Source organism: Rhodococcus rhodochrous, from assembly GCF_014854695.1.
GTDB lineage: Bacteria > Actinomycetota > Actinomycetes > Mycobacteriales > Mycobacteriaceae > Rhodococcus.
Genome location: NZ_CP027557.1, coordinates 3,174,899 through 3,189,445 on the forward strand (window position 1 = coordinate 3,174,899; position 14,547 = coordinate 3,189,445).

Genomic DNA, 14,547 nt, shown 5'->3' on the forward strand with positions numbered 1-14,547 from the left:
GCGCCCGCTTCGCCCGATCCTCTACAGTGGTGTCCGCAACGCCCCCGTATCCCAATTGGCAGAGGAAACGGATTCAAAACCCGTCCAGTGTGAGTTCGAGTCTCACCGGGGGCACCACTTTTCGGCCCGCGCCACACGGTCGGAGCACGCGTTCCGCATCCCGCCGATTCCCGCTCCGCTGTCGTAATGTTCCGGCGTGAGCATCTGGGTTCCTGTCGTCGTTGCACTCGTCACCGGTGTGGTGTCGTGGGCAGTCGTTCGCCTGTCGCGCGAGCTGTCCCGCCGAAACCTCCGGACCCGGATCGCAGCCGATCTGGCCATCTACAACGGACTCGGCGACGAGTTCCGGAAGCGTCCCCTGCGGGAGAGCGTCGATGCCCGGCTGTGGCAGCTCGCGGCCCAGTCGATGCCGTTACCTCCGGGACCACGCCCGAAGCCCCGGATCCGCCGGATCCTGGCCCTGATCGCAGTGGTGCTCGTCGCCGTCGGAGCGCTCGTCTTCCTCGAACTCGTCCTGGACATCCGGGAGGGCGACTCGGCGCGGGTGGCTCTCGCGCTGGTGGCAGGTGCGCTGGTCGGATTCTCGATTCCCGGCCTGGCCGCCGATCCGGCGGAGTTGCAGGAGCGGCAGCTCATCCGGGCATTGCGGGAGCGGCGGGCCATGGAACAGCTGCAGAACGGGCAGAGCTCCTCCGCAGGTACTCCCCCGGACCTTGCGGAGACCGCGTAGCTACGATTCTCCGGGTGACCGGTTACGACGAGTTCGACATGTTCGGGGGCCTCGATCCCGCGTCCCTGCCGCTGCGCCAGCAGCAGATCCTGGCCGCGATCCGCGATTGGATCGTTGCGCAGGGATCGTCCCCGAGCACTCGGCAGATCGCCGAGTCGGTGGGTCTGCGGTCGACGTCGACGGTCTCGAAGCATCTGAAGAGCCTCGAGGACAAGGGTTTCCTCCGCCGCGGCGCCGCTGTGGCGCGCCAGCTCGATGTGCGCCCCTTCCTCGGCTCGTCCGGCGGTGAACGGGCGTCCGACGACACCGTGACGGTGCCGATCGTGGGCGACATCGCCGCGGGCGCACCGATTCTCGCCGAGGAGCACACCGACGACCTGCTCACCCTCCCCCGCGATCTGGTCGGCTCCGGCACCGTTTTCGCGCTGCGCGTGCGCGGCGACTCGATGGTCGACGCGGCGATCTGCGACGGCGACACCGTGGTGGTGCGGCGGCAGCACGAGGCCCACTCCGGTCAGATCGTCGCGGCGATGATCGACGGCGAGGCGACGGTCAAGGTGTACCGGCGCCGAGGCGGCCACGTCTACCTCGAACCCCGGAATTCCGCCTATCCCGTCCTCGACGGCGACGAGGCGGTGGTGCTGGGCACCGTCGTGTCCGTCATGCGCCGCATCTGATCCCTGCCGAGATCAGCGGCAGATCGGATCGGTGACGACCGGCGGTAGTCCGTCGAGGAGATCCTGCGCGGGCGGCCCGAGGAGCGGATCGCCGGCGAGCCGGCCCAGCGGCGGGCAGTCCTGCAGGAGCGGGCCGGTCTCCGGTCCGGGTCGAAGAGGACCGGTCTCCGGTCCGGGTCGAAAAGGACCGGTCTCCGGTCCGGGCGGCATCCCTTCGGTGAACGCGCCGAGGACGTGTTCGGAGAGCTGCCCTGCCGATCCGTAGGTCGACGCCGCGACGGAGAAATCGGGACCGAACGAGGCGGAGGCGTGGAACGAGCGGTCGTCGCTCCATCCCCACTTCGTCCCGATGACACCGGCGATCAGCGCCGTCCCGTAGTTCTGCGGATATCCGTCGGCTGCGGTGTCGTAGGCCCTGGCCATCGCAGCGAGCACCGGCGAACCGGGATCGGTGCGCTTCTTCGTCTCGAGATAGGTGACCATGTCGTGCGTCGACGTGGTGCCGACACCCCAGTAGCCGGGCACGTAGGTGTCGGTGAGCCCGAACTCCGCCGCGGTCGACGAGATCGCCTGCGGGTATTTCGCGTGCAGGCGGTCGGCGATCGCGTCGTTCGACGACCGGATCATCTCGGTCGCGTCGGCGTGGTCCGCGGGGTCGCCGTAGGTGAGGACGTACTCGGCCAGATACATCTTGACGATCGACACACCGGCACGGGACTCGTGTTCGTTCGCGGTGCCGGCGCGCACACCGGTCGGGGTGTGCGCGAACGAGATCTGGGTACTGCTCGGAGCAGCGATCGCGCCGGTGTCGTCCACGATCGGCGCGGGTGCTGCGGAGGCGATGTGACCGCCGAGGGCGGTGAAGGTGGCTACGGCGAGGGCTGTCGCAATCGGGCGCATGCGGACGGTTACCCCGAACCGGACGCGCGTAACGGCCGCGACCTGCACCCGACCGTTCCTGTCGGTGCTCGCCACTACAGTTCGGCCGTCCGGGGATCGCTCCGGACCCAGCGACACGAAACGGATCCACCATGTCGATGCCCGCCACTCCGCCCACTCGTCGACCGTGCCGATCTTCCGTCCCGGTGCGTCCCGCTCGCGGACCGAGCGGCCGGGCCGTCGCGTGCCGGACGACGATCCCGTTCGGGCGCGACAACGACGGCACGCCCGTCTCGTGGGATCTGTCCGCCGGCCGACACCTGTTGATCCGACGCGACGAGCGCCGCTCGTCGCCCAGCGTGTCGCTCGACCTGATCGCGATGACGACCCTGACCGGCGGCACCCACGACCTGGTGGTCGTCGATCCGCATCGTCGGCATCGCTGGCTCGGCGGATCCGCCTCGCTCCCCACGGGGCCGTGCTGTTGGGCCACCACCGCCGAACAGATCACCGGCGTGGTCGCCGAACTCGACTCCCCGGTCGTCGGACCCCCGCGCGTGCTGCTCGTCGCCGATCTCGCCGCGACCGTCGCAGCGCTCGACGACGAGGGGCGCACCCGGCTCGCCCGGGTCGCCGCGGACGCACGCGAGCACCAGTTGCTGCTAGTCGCCACCACCGCCGACACGAATCCCCGCTGGTATCCCGAGGGGCTGATCGACGCGTTCGACGACATCGTCGCGCGACGGCACGAGGAGAGACCGTCCTTCGGCCTCCGATGATCGCTCGATCGGCCGAGGGAGTACTCGATCGACACCCGGCAGTACTCGATCGACACCCGGCAGTGCTCGATCGACGCCGAAAAAACTGATCGAACCGCCGCGATTGGCGCATTCGTCCTGGGGTGGTTCTTCGTCGTCCAACGCGCCGCCGGTTTCATCACCGATCCCGAGGGGACCCTCCGGACTCGGACGCACGCGATCAACCCTGATCACGCGGTGTTTCGACGAGACCTTCCCGGATCCGTTCCGTCCACGCGTCGACGTCGACCCAGTCCCGGGCATCGCCGTAGTGTCCGCCCATCAGCCGGAAGACGATCCGCCCGATTCCGGCCCAGTCGCCCGAAGCGATGACACCGGCGAAGAAACGGTGATCACGCACGTCGGCGACCGAACGGAGGTTCTGCACCGCCCGAGGTTCCGGGGTGACCCGCCGCAGATATGCGGCCACCCGGGGCGAGAGGATCGTGCTGGTCGCTCCGACCGACGAGACGGAGAACGCCCACACCGGTCGTCCTACCGGCTCGGCGCATAGCCGATGGATCGCATCGGAAGCCTCGGGGAGCCACTGGCCGTTGTGGATCGCGCTTCCGACGACCAGCGCCTCGTACGTTCGCACCGACGCGATATCGCCGAGCGCGCGGAGTTCCACGGCACCGCGGCTTTCCAGTCCCGCAGCGATGCGTTCGGCGATTCCCCGCGTCGACCCTCGGGCGGTCGCGTAGCCGATCAGGACGGACATGGCGGAGCCTTTCGGCAGTGGGTGACGGCGCCGGGTGCAGTCTCCAGTGTGAGGAGCGGCGTGCGCGGCACACGAGAGTCTTCGGTCACTTCCTGCGGGCAGGTCGGGACCGTCGACTCTTGTGCGACCGACCGGTCCGAGCGTGTACTGGCAGGGTCCCGGAACGGCAGGATCCCGGAAACAGCAGTGTCCCGAAACGGCCGTGCCCGCAGCTCGGACAGGCAGCGAGGTGATCGTGATGACAGCACACCACCCCATCGTCGCCGGAGTGGACGGATCGAGAGCGTCCCTGCAGGCCGTGGGCTGGGCAGCTCGCGAAGCGGAACGTCGCCGGCTCCCGTTGTCGTTGGTCACCATAGTGTCGGTCCGCAACACCTTCGGTGTCCCGATCGGCATGCCCGCAGGATTCTTCGAGCAGGAGGAGTCCGAGGGACGCGACATGCTCCTCGACGCCGCCGAATACGCGCGCCGCGCGGCGCCCGAGGGTGAGCTGGACATCGAGACCCACCTGTGCACCGGTTCCCCGTCGCTCGAACTGGTGGACCGGTCGAAGTCGGCGTCGATGGTGGTGGTCGGAGCCGGAGACAACCGGTTCGGCTGGGAGCGATTCGGTTCGGTCAGCCGAGCGGTGGTGACGCACACGCACGCCCCTGCCGTGGTGGTCCGCAAACTGCCGCACGTCGACGTCAACGACATCTCCGGTCCTGTGGTCGTCGGCGTCGACGGTTCGGAGCACAGTGTGCGCGCGGTGTCCGCGGCGTTCGAGGAGGCTTCGCTGCGCGGCACCGACGTGGTGGCCGTCCACGCGTGGTCGGACCTCGATGTGCGCGGCCCGTTCCGATTCCGGATCGACTGGGACAGCGTGGAGAACAAGGAGCGGGCGTTGTTGTCGGAGAGTCTCGCCGGGCACGGCGAGGCGTTCCCGGATGTGCGGGTGTACCCGGTGGTGGTGCTGGACCAGCCCTCCCACTATCTTGCGTCGCACGCTGCCGATGCGCAGTTGCTCGTTCTCGGCCGTCGCGGTCGAGGCGGGTTTCCGAGCCTGATGCTGGGATCCACCACATGGGCGCTGCTGCACACGGTGACCTGCCCCGTGATGGTCGTCCCGTAGTGCGCGACCTACAGTCGGCGGTGATCCCCGCCGGTCACGTCCCGTCGCTCCGGGCGCGGTCGAGCAGGATGCGTTGTTCCGCTCGCGCCACCGTCCGTCTCGTCTGCGCCGCGGCGTCGGGCGCGACCGACACGGAGGTGATACCGCGCCGGACGAGATGTTCCGCGAGTTCGGTGCTCGTCGACACGGCCTGACCGCACAGCGACGTCGTCAGTCCCGCGGCCGAGGCCCGCTCGATGATGTGATCGATCGCGTCGAGCACCGCGGGGTCGAGGGTGTCGAACAGGTCCTTGCACACCTCCGAGTCCCGGTCCACCCCGAGCATCAACTGCGTGAGGTCATTGGTTCCGATGGACACACCGTGGATGCCGAGCTTCGCGTATTCCGGCAACCAGTAGACGACCGACGGGACTTCGGCCATGATCCAGCGCTGCAAGCGCTGGTCGGAGCCGAGCGGATGCCGGTCGAGTTGGGCGAGGCAGTCCCGCAGTTCCCAGCGGGTGCGCACGAACGGGATCATCAGGTGCACGTTCGGGTGCGCGCTCCGAACCCGGTGCAGCACATCGAGATCCAGGGAGAACAGTTCCGGATCCCGAATGTACCGGAAGCATCCGCGGTAGCCGATCATCGGGTTCTCTTCGTGGGGTTCGACCTCACCGCCCTCGAGGTCGGCGAACTCGTTGCTGCGCAGGTCGATCGCGCGGTACACGACCGGACGCGGTGCGAACGCCGCCGCGATCCGCGCGAGGCCACCCGCCATCTTCTCCACATATTCGTTGCGACGGCCCTGCGCGATCATGTGCGAGGGATGTTCCCCCGCGAGCGCTTCGGTGATCATGAACTCGGCGCGCAGCAGACCGACGCCGTCGACATCGGTCGCGGCGACCGCCTCCGCGGCGTCGGGGGTGGCGAGATTGACGTAGACCGCTGTGGCCGTGACAGTCTCGGCGGAGAGAGTCGATGTCGCCGGCGCGGAGGTCGTCGCCGCGGGCCGCTCGGCGGTGTGGACCGCCCCGTCGAACACCACACCGACGTTGCCGTCCACGGTGATCAGCTGCCCGTCGTGCAGATCGGTGGTGGCGGTACGTGCACCGACCACGACGGGCTTGCCGAGTTCCCGTCCGACGATGGCCGCGTGGCAGGTGATGCCACCGCCGTCGGTGACGATGCCGCCGGCGCGGCGCAGGATCGGCAGCCAGTCCGGCCGGGTCATCGGTGCCACGATGATCTCGCCGTCGCTCAGGCGCTTCCCGTCGACGAGTTCGTGCAGCACCCGCACGCGGCCGGTCACCGTCCCGGGGCCCGCGCCGAGACCGGTCAGCAACGGTCGTGCCTCGCCGTTGCCGGACGGGGCGGGAGCCGCCGGTTGGTCGAGTGTGGTGATGGGGCGGGTCTGCACGATCCACAACTCGTCGTCGGCGAACGCGAACTCGAGGTCCTGGGGATGCCCGTAGTGTTCTTCGACTCCGGCGGCCAGCCGTGCGACGCGCAGGAGTTGCTCGTCGTCGAGGACCCGGGTGCGGCGCTCGGGGTCGAGGGCGACACGGCTGTCCCCGCTGTCGGTGGAGGTGATGCGGAATTCCTGATGACCGAGGTGCACGTCGAGCACCTCGAAGCCGTCCTTCGCCACGACGTACGTGTCGGGTTCGACCTGCCCGCCGACGACGACCTCACCGAGACCGAGCGCTGCTTCGACGACGATCCGATCGAGTTCGCCCGTGCGCGGGTCGGCCGTGAACGCCACGCCCGACGACTCGGACTTCACCATCACCTGGACCACCACCGCGATGGACGGTTCGTCGGTCACCCCGCGCAGCCCTCGGTAGGTGCGGGCGCGTTCGGACCACAACGAGGCCCAGCACGCCTGCACCGCGCGGATCACCGCGTCGGCGCCGATGATGTTCGTGTACGACTCGTGGATACCCGCGAACGAGGTATCCGCGGCGTCCTCCGCGGGAGCGGACGACCGCACCGCGACCGGCACATCGGGACCGAGGCTCTCGTAGGCGGAGACGATCGCCGCGCGCATCCCGGCCGGCACGGTCGAATCCGTCACCAGGGCGGCGAGCTCGGCGGAGGTGCGTATCAGGGTGGCGTCGTCGATGTCGGCGGCAGGTGCCGCCTCGGCTGCCAGCCGGGATCGGACACCGGCTGCGTCCATCGCGTCGAGATACGCATCGGTGGTGACGGCGAACGCCGGCGGTACCGGAAAGCCTGCGCAGGTGAGTTCACCCAGATTGGCGGACTTGCCACCGACCGTCGGCGCGTCGGCGGCGCCGACCTCCGCGATCGGTCGTACCCACAGTTCGTGTTCGGTCATCGACGACTCCCCACACTCCCCGCCCCGCGTCGACCTTTCGGGCAGGGGGGCGGATACTCGATCTTCCCATCGTCACCCCCGGCCCGATCGATACCCTAGGGGCAAAAGTCATCATTCCGGGACGGGGACGACCGTGGCCGATCCTCCGCGCACACCCGATCCGCGGGAGCGGAGACGGTTGATCGTGTCTGCGGTCGCGCGACCCGCACTCACCGCGCTCGTCCTGGTCAGCGTGTATTTCGTCGTTCCCCTGGATCAGGTCACCGGCGTGTCCGACGTGTTGTTCCTCGTCGGGGGTGGCGTAGTGGTCCTGCTCGTCGGAGGGTGGCAGGTCCACAGAATTCTCGCCGCGGAGTATCCGGCGGTGCAGGCGATCGAGGCGCTCATCAGCGTCGTGTCCCTGCATCTCGTGCTGTTCGCGACCGTCTATCTGCGGATGTCCGTCGTCGCCCCGGACGACTTCTCCGAATCGCTGTCCCGGATCGATGCGATCTATTTCTGTCTGACGGTTTTCGCCACGGTGGGCTTCGGGGACATTTCCGCCGAGTCCGAGCCTGCGCGCGCCGTGGTGTCGGTGCAGATGGTTGCGAACCTGATCTTCTTCGCGGTCGGGGTCCGGTTGCTCGCGGCCGCGGTGCAGTGGCGTCGGCGCAGCCGCGGTGACGACGAGGCGTGAAAGATCCGGGTTCGGTCCACCGGATTCCACGACTTCGCATTCCCACTGCAGGCTGCGGGGTGATCCTTGTAGGGATGCGACTGTAGGGATGCGACTGTAGGGATGCGACTCCACTGACGCCTGTCGGAGGCCGACATGTTGGATTGGGGAACCGTCGTCGTCGACAGCATCGTGTGGACGGCGAAAGCGTTTGCGATCACTGCCCTGGTCTTCGTCGCCGTGATCGCCGCGCTCGTGCGGTTCACGCGTTGGGGTCGCCAGTGGTGGCGCATCGCCGCGTCCTTCTTCGACCCGCGCAACGGCGCCGGCGGCCTCGCCCTCGCCGCGATCGTGTTGCTGCTGACGGTGTTCGCCGTGCGGATGAGCGTGCTGTTCTCCTACTGGTACAACGACTTCTATACGGCGATCCAGAATCTGGACGAGTCGGCCTTCTGGCGGTTCATGCGGGTCTTCGCGATCCTGGCGACGGTCCATGTGGTGCGTGCGCTCGTCGACTACCTGCTCGCGCAGACCCTCGACATCCGGTGGCGGACACATCTGAACGAACGCCTCGTGGACGACTGGCTCGAGTCGGGGTCCTTCTACAAGGATCGGTTCGTCTCGTCGCCGGTCGACAATCCGGATCAGCGCATCCAGGTGGACATCACGAGTTTCGTCACTACCACACGGGTGCTGTCGATGGGGGCGGTGACGGCGGTGCTGTCGATCGTCAGTTTCACGGGAATCCTGTGGGATCTGTCGGGACCGATCACGATCTTCGGCACCGAGATCCCCCGCGCGATGGTCTTTCTCGTGATCGTCTACGTGCTCGTCACCACGGCGGTCGCCTTCTGGATCGGCCGTCCCCTGATCATGCTCAACTTCCTGAACGAGAAGCTCGGCGCGACCTACCGGTACGCGCTCGTGCGGGTGCGCGAGTACGGCGAATCGATCGCGTTCTACCGGGGTGAGGGCGTCGAGCGGGGTGGGCTGCTCGCGCGGTTCGCCGCGGTGATCCGCAACTGGTGGCACATCGTGTTCCGGACGCTGAAGTTCAACGGTTTCAACCTGGCGGTCAACCAGACCGCGGTGATCTTCCCGTTCCTCGTGCAGGGGCCCCGTCTGTTCGCCGGCCAGGTGACCCTCGGCGACGTGATGCAGACGAGCAACGCGTTCGGGCAGGTGCACGACTCGCTGTCGTTCTTCCGCGAGTCGTACGACGAGTTCGCGGCGTTCCGCGCGACCACGATCCGCTTGAACGGATTGCTCGACACCACGCATCAGGCCGCCGAACTGCCCTCGGTCTCGGTCCGGGTGCAGGAGGATCGGCTGGAACTGGCGGATCTGTCGGTGGAGACCCCAGCGGGTGACCCGCTCGTCACCGACCTGTCGCTGGGTGTCGATGCGGGCGAGGCGCTTCTGGTGCGCGGAGTGTCGGGCAGCGGGAAGACCACCCTGCTCCGCACGATCGCGGGACTGTGGCCGTATGCGCGCGGTGAGGTCGACCGGCCGGCCGGTGACGGATTGTTCCTGTCCCAGCACCCTTACCTCCCGCTGGGCACCCTGCGCGATGCCGTCACCTATCCCCGCGCGGCGGACCACGACGACGCGGCGATCCGCACGGCGCTCGAGACGGTTGCGCTCGGGCATCTCGCCGAACGGCTCGACGTGGAGACCGACTGGGCGCGCACCCTCTCCCCGGGCGAACAGCAACGGCTCGGGTTCGCGCGCATCCTGTTGTCGTCCCCGGCGATCGTGTTCCTGGACGAGGCCACCGCCGCGGTCGACGAAGGTCTCGAACACGCGCTGTACCGGACGATGCGGGAAGCGCTGCCGGACGCCGTGATCGTGAGCGTCGGGCATCGGAGCACTCTCGACGCCTTTCACGACCGCGTCCTGGAACTCCGCGGCGAAGGACGCTGGGTGGTCTCCGACCTGCAGAAGTCGCGATGATCCCCGCCCACCACCCGCCGGTACCGCGGTGTCGGGTCCGGCCGGACCCGACGACTCTTCCGGGAGGTGCTTGAATGTTCGACACTCTTGTGCCCGATTCCCAGCGACGCAGCCTGACGGAACTCGACGAGCGTCTGGATCTGTCGGTCGGTGACCGGCAGGCGAAGCGGTCGGCGTTCTGGACGATGCTCACGCTCTCGGCGGTCATCGCCGTGGCGGGGGTGGTCAGTGATTCGACGGCCACCGTGATCGGGGCGATGATCGTCGCGCCGTTGTCCACTCCGATCCTGGGCGTCGGTCTGGGAATCGCGGTCGGACGCGGTGTGTTGATCGCGCGCAGCGTCGCCCGGATCCTCGGCGGCATCGTCCTGGTGGTCGTCCTCGGGGTCGTCTTCGCCCAGGTGCTCGCGAATCCGGGCAATGTCCTGTCGAACTCGCAGGTCCTCGGTCGCACGTCGCCGACGTTGATGGATCTGACGGCGGCCATCGCGACCGGACTGGTCGGGGCGATCGCGGTGACACGCCGCGATGTCGGAGACGTCCTGCCCGGGGTCGCCATCGCGATCTCGCTGGTGCCTCCGCTCGCGGTGGTCGGTGTCTGCCTCGGCTCCGGCGCACCGACCCTCGCGCTCGGCGCCTTCGTGCTGTTCGCATCCAACGTGGTCGCGCTGATCATCACGGCCACAGTGGTTCTCGTCGCCGCAGGTTACTCCCGGGAGGCGGCGGAGACGGTCCGAACCCGGTGGCGACGGGCCTATGCCGTGCTGGCGGTGGCGCTGGTCGTCGTCGCGGTGCCGATGGTCGTCAACTCGATGGCGTCGTTGTGGGCACGGCAGATCTCCGCGCAGGCCACGCAGTGGCTCGACGGGACACCCGGCGCGGAGGTCACCGGGGTGGACTGGCACGGCACCACGGTGGTCGTGTCCGTGCTCGGTCCGGCCGAGCTACCACCCCTGGACGAGCTCGACGCCGCGGTCGATGCGGTCCTGCCCTGGGATCCCACCCTGCAGGTCGTCCATACCGTGGGCGCGAACATCGAACGGGTCGACTCGGAGTGAGGGAAGGTCAGGGGGTGGCGATCGCGAAGTCCGGATCGGGTTCGTCCAGCACACTCACCAGTGTGGCGAGCACGCCGGCCGTCCCGTCGACATCGAGCCCCCTCGGAGTTCGCAAATCGGACAACAATTCTCGTTTCGGCCGGAAATCGGACGTCCGGACTTGGCGATACGGCCCGGCATCGCGTATTAGTTGTGTCGCGTCATAAACCTGTGACGGGGGTCATGGTTTGACGCACATGTCGGCGGGGCAGCAGGGGGCCTCGCCACGAACTGCCCGGCGATCCGGGCGGAGGAAATGTGCCGATGCGTCCACCCATGTCGCCCACCGATTCGATGTTTCTCCTCGGGGAGTCCCGTGATCATCCGATGCATGTGGGCGGACTGATCCTTCTCCGGCCTCGCGAAGGCACGACCGCCGCGGATCTGGGAGCACTGTTCACTGCCGCCGCGGCGGACGGCGAGGTCGCCCCGCTGTGGCGCAAGCGTGCGGCCCGTTCCCTGGGCAGCTTCGGTCAGTGGGCCTGGGAGGAGGATGCGAACTTCGACCTGAGCTACCACGTGCGACGCAACGCATTGCCGCAGCCCGGCGGGCTCGACGAACTGTGGGATCTCGTCTCCCGGCTGCACAGCACGCTGCTCGACCGGAGCCGGCCGTTGTGGCAGATACACGTCATCGAGGGTCTCGCGGACGGCCGTCTCGCCGTCTACACGAAGATCCATCACGCTCTCGCCGACGGCGTGGGGGCGATGAAATTGCTGCGTCGCGCCCTGAGCCCGGACTCCGAGCGGACCGACATGCCGGCGCCGTGGGCGCCCTTCGACACGCCGAGCCGTCCTCATTCGCCCGGGACCGCGCTCGATCTTCCCGAGGCCGCGATGCAGGCGGTGCGGACCGCGACGGCCGAGGTCACCGGCTTCGTGCCCGCGCTGGCGGGCACCGTGAACAGGGCACTGCGCGGTGGAGGCGGATCGTTGTCGCTCGCCGCACCGAACACCGTGATCAACGTGCCCATCTCGGGTACGCGCCGGTTCGCCGCGCGCTCGTGGCCGCTGGCCCGCCTGCGCGCGGTGGCCAGGGCGGCCGACACCACCGTCAACGATGTCGTGCTGGCCATGTCGTCAGGAGCACTGCGCGCCTTCCTGATCGAGCAGGAGGCGTTGCCCGACAGGTCGCTCGTGGCCATGGTCCCGGTGTGCCTTCTACCCGACAAGGACTGTGCCGGAAACGAACTCGGTGTTCTGATGGCGGATCTGGGTACGGATATCGCCGATCCGGCCGACCGGCTGTCCAGGGTGTCTGCGTCGACGACGGAGGGCAAGAGCTCCATGCAGGGGATGTCCTCCCTGTCCCGGCTGGCGGCCAGCGCACTCGGCGTCGCGCCGCTGGCGGTAGGGATCCTCACCCGCAATCGTGCGCTCCCGCGACCGCCCTTCAACGTCATCGTCTCGAACGTGCCGGGATCGCCGGATCCGTTGTACTGGAACGGCGCTCGTGTGGATGCGGTGTATCCGCTGTCCGTGCCGGTCGATGGTCAGGCACTGAACATCACGTGCACGAGCACCGACGACGCCATCGCTTTCGGTCTCACTTCATGCAGTCGCAGCCTGCCGCAACTCCAGCCGCTGCTCGACCACTTCGACGCGGCCCTCGAAGCACTCGAGGACGCCTTCGACCTCGCTCCCGTCGACCGGCAGGAAGCCGTGCGCGCGGGCTGACGCCACCGGGTAGCCGTCCGTGCGGCCTGACGCATGGGATAGTCGCAGTGCACTCGTGTGCCCGAGTCGGACAACTGCCCCAGGAATCGCCGTTCTCGTGTGAGAAAGCACTCCGCCGGAGCACTATCGACCGATAGCGGTGTGCCCCCGGGATGCGTCGACGCCGACACGGCAACTCGCGTCCCACTCCTCGCGGAGAGCAGGTCCGAATGCAGAAGCTGACGCCGTTCTACGAGCAGGTGCAAACCCACTACGACCTGTCCGACGACTTCTTCGAACTGTTCCTCGACCCCACGCGCACGTACAGTTGCGCCTACTTCGAGCGCGACGACATGAGCCTCGAGGAAGCCCAGATCGCGAAAGTCGATCTTTCTCTCCGCAAGTGCGATCTCCGACCCGGGATGACACTGCTGGACATCGGCTGCGGTTGGGGCTCGACGATGATGCGGGCGGCGGAGCGATACGACGTGCACGTCATCGGTCTGACGTTGAGCCGCAACCAGTACGAACACGTGTCCGGTCTGCTCTCGGCGATGTCGTCCGGCGGCCGTACCGCGGAAGTGCGTCTACAAGGCTGGGAGGAATTCGACGAGCCGGTGGACCGCATCGTCAGCATCGGTGCGTTCGAGCATTTCCGCCGACAGCGGTACGACAGCTTCTTCGACCGCGCCTCCCGCATCCTGCCCGACGACGGCAGGATGTTGCTGCACACCATCGTCGGTCATTCCCGCGCCCAGCTCGAGGCGATGAAGGTGCCGGTCACCCGCGAGGACGCACTGTTCCTGCGTTTCATCATGAGGGAAATCTTCCCCGGAGGGCAGCTCCCCGACCGGGACCTGGTCATCACCGGCGCACAACGCAACAGTTTCTGGGTGCAGAACATCGAGTCCCTGCAACCCCATTACGCCCGCACGCTCGACCTGTGGGCGCGAGCCCTCGAGGCGCGTCGCGACGACGCGGTGCGGATGGCCTCGGAGGAGGTCTACCAGCGATACATCAGATACCTCACCGGGTGCGCAGCGAATTTCCGGCGTCGCCTCATCGACGTCCAGCAGTTCACCCTCGTGAAGCAGCCGCACCGCTGAGGCTCGGTCCCGAGCGGGACCGGAGGCAGAACGAATCCGGTGAGCCTGCACGCCGATCCGCTGCCCGGGTGGACAACGGATCGGCGAGAGGCAGATCAGTGCGAGCCGCGGCGCTTCTGCTGCAGCTTGGTGAGCATCTCCTTGGCCTTGCGCTGATTCTCCGGCTTGGCCGCTTCGCGTCGGACGACCTGGATCGCCTTGACCACGGCGGCGCTCTTCATAGCCTTGCCGAACATTCCCATCGAGCACTCCTCCGCAGTGGCGTCACAACCTGTACCTCCACGATACGGATCCGCGGAAGGAACCACCCGTGCGCGTGATTCAGTTCGTCGCGTCGGCGATGCGACTGTTCGGCAGCTTCCAGCCCGGCCGCGGGAAGTGGCAGGTGTACCCGTTCGGGTAGTGCTGGAGATAGTCCTGGTGCTCGGGTTCGGCCTCCCAGAAGGTGCTCGCGGGAGTCACCTCGGTGACCACCGTGCCGGGCCACAGGCCCGATGCCTCGACGTCTGCGATCGTGTCCACCGCGACCTGCTTCTGCTCGTCGTCGAGGTAGAAGATCGCAGAGCGGTAGGACGCCCCGACGTCGTTGCCCTGCCGGTTCAGGGTGGTCGGGTCGTGGATCTGGAAGAAGAACTCGAGCAGTGCCCGGTAGCCGGTGCGTGCGGGGTCGTAGACGATCTCGACGGACTCCGCGTGCCCCGGATGGTTGCGATAGGTGGGGTGATCGTTCTGCCCACCGGTGTAGCCGACCCGTGTCGACACCACCCCGGGCTGCCTCCGGATCAGCTCCTCCATACCCCAGAAGCATCCGCCTGCCAGAATCGCCTTGCGTGTATCGGTCATTA

At 67.8% G+C, this 14,547-nt stretch carries 15 protein-coding genes and 1 tRNA gene; 10 read left to right on the forward strand and 6 right to left on the reverse strand.

Going from position 1 to position 14,547, the window contains the following annotated elements:
- The first annotated feature begins 40 nt into the window (after positions 1-40).
- From C6Y44_RS14760 to lexA, 3 genes are all read left to right on the forward strand, one after another.
- Positions 41-117 (forward strand) — tRNA-Leu (locus C6Y44_RS14760).
- A gap of 79 nt (positions 118-196) precedes the next feature.
- The gene (locus tag C6Y44_RS14765) at positions 197-730 is read left to right on the forward strand and encodes a hypothetical protein (RefSeq protein WP_159418105.1); all 534 of its coding nucleotides are present in this window, start codon (positions 197-199) and stop codon (positions 728-730) included.
- 14 nt (positions 731-744) lie between these two features.
- Complete coding sequence (gene lexA, locus C6Y44_RS14770) at positions 745-1,407, forward strand: transcriptional repressor LexA (RefSeq protein WP_159418104.1); 663 nt, start codon at positions 745-747, stop codon at positions 1,405-1,407.
- A 12-nt stretch (positions 1,408-1,419) separates the two neighbouring features.
- Here the strand turns inward: lexA and C6Y44_RS14775 are convergent, their stop codons facing one another.
- The gene (locus tag C6Y44_RS14775; RefSeq protein ID WP_159418103.1) at positions 1,420-2,307 is read right to left on the reverse strand and encodes a hypothetical protein; all 888 of its coding nucleotides are present in this window, start codon (positions 2,305-2,307) and stop codon (positions 1,420-1,422) included.
- Positions 2,308-2,492: 185 nt separating this feature from the next.
- Between C6Y44_RS14775 and C6Y44_RS14780 the strand changes: the two genes are divergently transcribed.
- Entirely contained in the window at positions 2,493-3,065 is a 573-nt protein-coding gene (locus tag C6Y44_RS14780; RefSeq protein ID WP_159418102.1) for a hypothetical protein, read from the forward strand.
- A gap of 199 nt (positions 3,066-3,264) precedes the next feature.
- On the opposite strand, the gene C6Y44_RS14785 is transcribed toward C6Y44_RS14780, so the two are convergent.
- The gene (locus C6Y44_RS14785) at positions 3,265-3,804 is read right to left on the reverse strand and encodes a flavodoxin domain-containing protein (protein WP_088898391.1); all 540 of its coding nucleotides are present in this window, start codon (positions 3,802-3,804) and stop codon (positions 3,265-3,267) included.
- A gap of 238 nt (positions 3,805-4,042) precedes the next feature.
- Here C6Y44_RS14785 and C6Y44_RS14790 point away from each other — a divergent pair, with 238 nt between their 5' ends.
- A complete protein-coding gene (locus C6Y44_RS14790; RefSeq protein ID WP_174247028.1) occupies positions 4,043-4,915 on the forward strand; it encodes a universal stress protein in 873 nt (290 codons plus the stop codon).
- 34 nt (positions 4,916-4,949) lie between these two features.
- Here the strand turns inward: C6Y44_RS14790 and ppsA are convergent, their stop codons facing one another.
- On the reverse strand, positions 4,950-7,235 hold the full coding sequence (gene ppsA, locus C6Y44_RS14795) for a phosphoenolpyruvate synthase (protein ID WP_159418101.1): 2,286 nt from the start codon (positions 7,233-7,235) through the stop codon (positions 4,950-4,952).
- A gap of 133 nt (positions 7,236-7,368) precedes the next feature.
- Here ppsA and C6Y44_RS14800 point away from each other — a divergent pair, with 133 nt between their 5' ends.
- The 3 genes from C6Y44_RS14800 to C6Y44_RS14810 all read left to right on the forward strand — a co-directional run bounded on the left by C6Y44_RS14800 (position 7,369) and on the right by C6Y44_RS14810 (position 10,901).
- Positions 7,369-7,911, forward strand: coding sequence for a potassium channel family protein (locus tag C6Y44_RS14800; RefSeq protein ID WP_192378480.1), 543 nt, complete (start codon positions 7,369-7,371; stop codon positions 7,909-7,911).
- A gap of 138 nt (positions 7,912-8,049) precedes the next feature.
- A complete protein-coding gene (locus C6Y44_RS14805) occupies positions 8,050-9,843 on the forward strand; it encodes an ABC transporter ATP-binding protein/permease (RefSeq protein ID WP_159419200.1) in 1,794 nt (597 codons plus the stop codon).
- A gap of 74 nt (positions 9,844-9,917) precedes the next feature.
- On the forward strand, positions 9,918-10,901 hold the full coding sequence (locus C6Y44_RS14810; protein WP_159418099.1) for a TIGR00341 family protein: 984 nt from the start codon (positions 9,918-9,920) through the stop codon (positions 10,899-10,901).
- Positions 10,902-10,908: 7 nt separating this feature from the next.
- On the opposite strand, the gene C6Y44_RS28415 is transcribed toward C6Y44_RS14810, so the two are convergent.
- Positions 10,909-11,025, reverse strand: coding sequence for an alkyl sulfatase C-terminal domain-containing protein (locus C6Y44_RS28415; protein WP_301951969.1), 117 nt, complete (start codon positions 11,023-11,025; stop codon positions 10,909-10,911).
- 179 nt (positions 11,026-11,204) lie between these two features.
- On the opposite strand from C6Y44_RS28415, the gene C6Y44_RS14815 reads away from it, so the two are divergent.
- Positions 11,205-12,617, forward strand: coding sequence for a WS/DGAT/MGAT family O-acyltransferase (locus tag C6Y44_RS14815; protein ID WP_225623572.1), 1,413 nt, complete (start codon positions 11,205-11,207; stop codon positions 12,615-12,617).
- Positions 12,618-12,826: 209 nt separating this feature from the next.
- Positions 12,827-13,702, forward strand: a complete 876-nt coding sequence (locus C6Y44_RS14820; RefSeq protein ID WP_159418098.1) for a cyclopropane mycolic acid synthase family methyltransferase — start codon at positions 12,827-12,829, stop codon at positions 13,700-13,702.
- 95 nt (positions 13,703-13,797) lie between these two features.
- On the opposite strand, the gene C6Y44_RS14825 is transcribed toward C6Y44_RS14820, so the two are convergent.
- Together C6Y44_RS14825 and msrA are read right to left on the reverse strand one after the other, a co-directional pair.
- Positions 13,798-13,938, reverse strand: a complete 141-nt coding sequence (locus C6Y44_RS14825) for a hypothetical protein (RefSeq protein ID WP_174246920.1) — start codon at positions 13,936-13,938, stop codon at positions 13,798-13,800.
- An 85-nt stretch (positions 13,939-14,023) separates the two neighbouring features.
- Entirely contained in the window at positions 14,024-14,545 is a 522-nt protein-coding gene (gene msrA, locus C6Y44_RS14830) for a peptide-methionine (S)-S-oxide reductase MsrA (protein ID WP_159418097.1), read from the reverse strand.
- Between the last annotated feature and the right edge of the window lie 2 nt (positions 14,546-14,547).

Bases quoted from the DNA above. Each gene is read 5' to 3' on its own strand.
- C6Y44_RS14820 (WP_159418098.1), top strand. From the start codon at position 12,827: ATGCAGAAGCTGACGCCGTTCTACGAGCAGGTGCAAACCCACTACGAC.
- C6Y44_RS14810 (WP_159418099.1), top strand. From the start codon at position 9,918: ATGTTCGACACTCTTGTGCCCGATTCCCAGCGACGCAGCCTGACGGAA.
- msrA (WP_159418097.1), bottom strand. From the start codon at position 14,545: ATGACCGATACACGCAAGGCGATTCTGGCAGGCGGATGCTTCTGGGGT.
- C6Y44_RS14775 (WP_159418103.1), bottom strand. From the start codon at position 2,307: ATGCGCCCGATTGCGACAGCCCTCGCCGTAGCCACCTTCACCGCCCTC.
- C6Y44_RS14825 (WP_174246920.1), bottom strand. From the start codon at position 13,938: ATGTTCGGCAAGGCTATGAAGAGCGCCGCCGTGGTCAAGGCGATCCAG.
- C6Y44_RS14790 (WP_174247028.1), top strand. From the start codon at position 4,043: ATGACAGCACACCACCCCATCGTCGCCGGAGTGGACGGATCGAGAGCG.
- C6Y44_RS14815 (WP_225623572.1), top strand. From the start codon at position 11,205: ATGCGTCCACCCATGTCGCCCACCGATTCGATGTTTCTCCTCGGGGAG.
- C6Y44_RS14785 (WP_088898391.1), bottom strand. From the start codon at position 3,804: ATGTCCGTCCTGATCGGCTACGCGACCGCCCGAGGGTCGACGCGGGGA.
- ppsA (WP_159418101.1), bottom strand. From the start codon at position 7,235: ATGACCGAACACGAACTGTGGGTACGACCGATCGCGGAGGTCGGCGCC.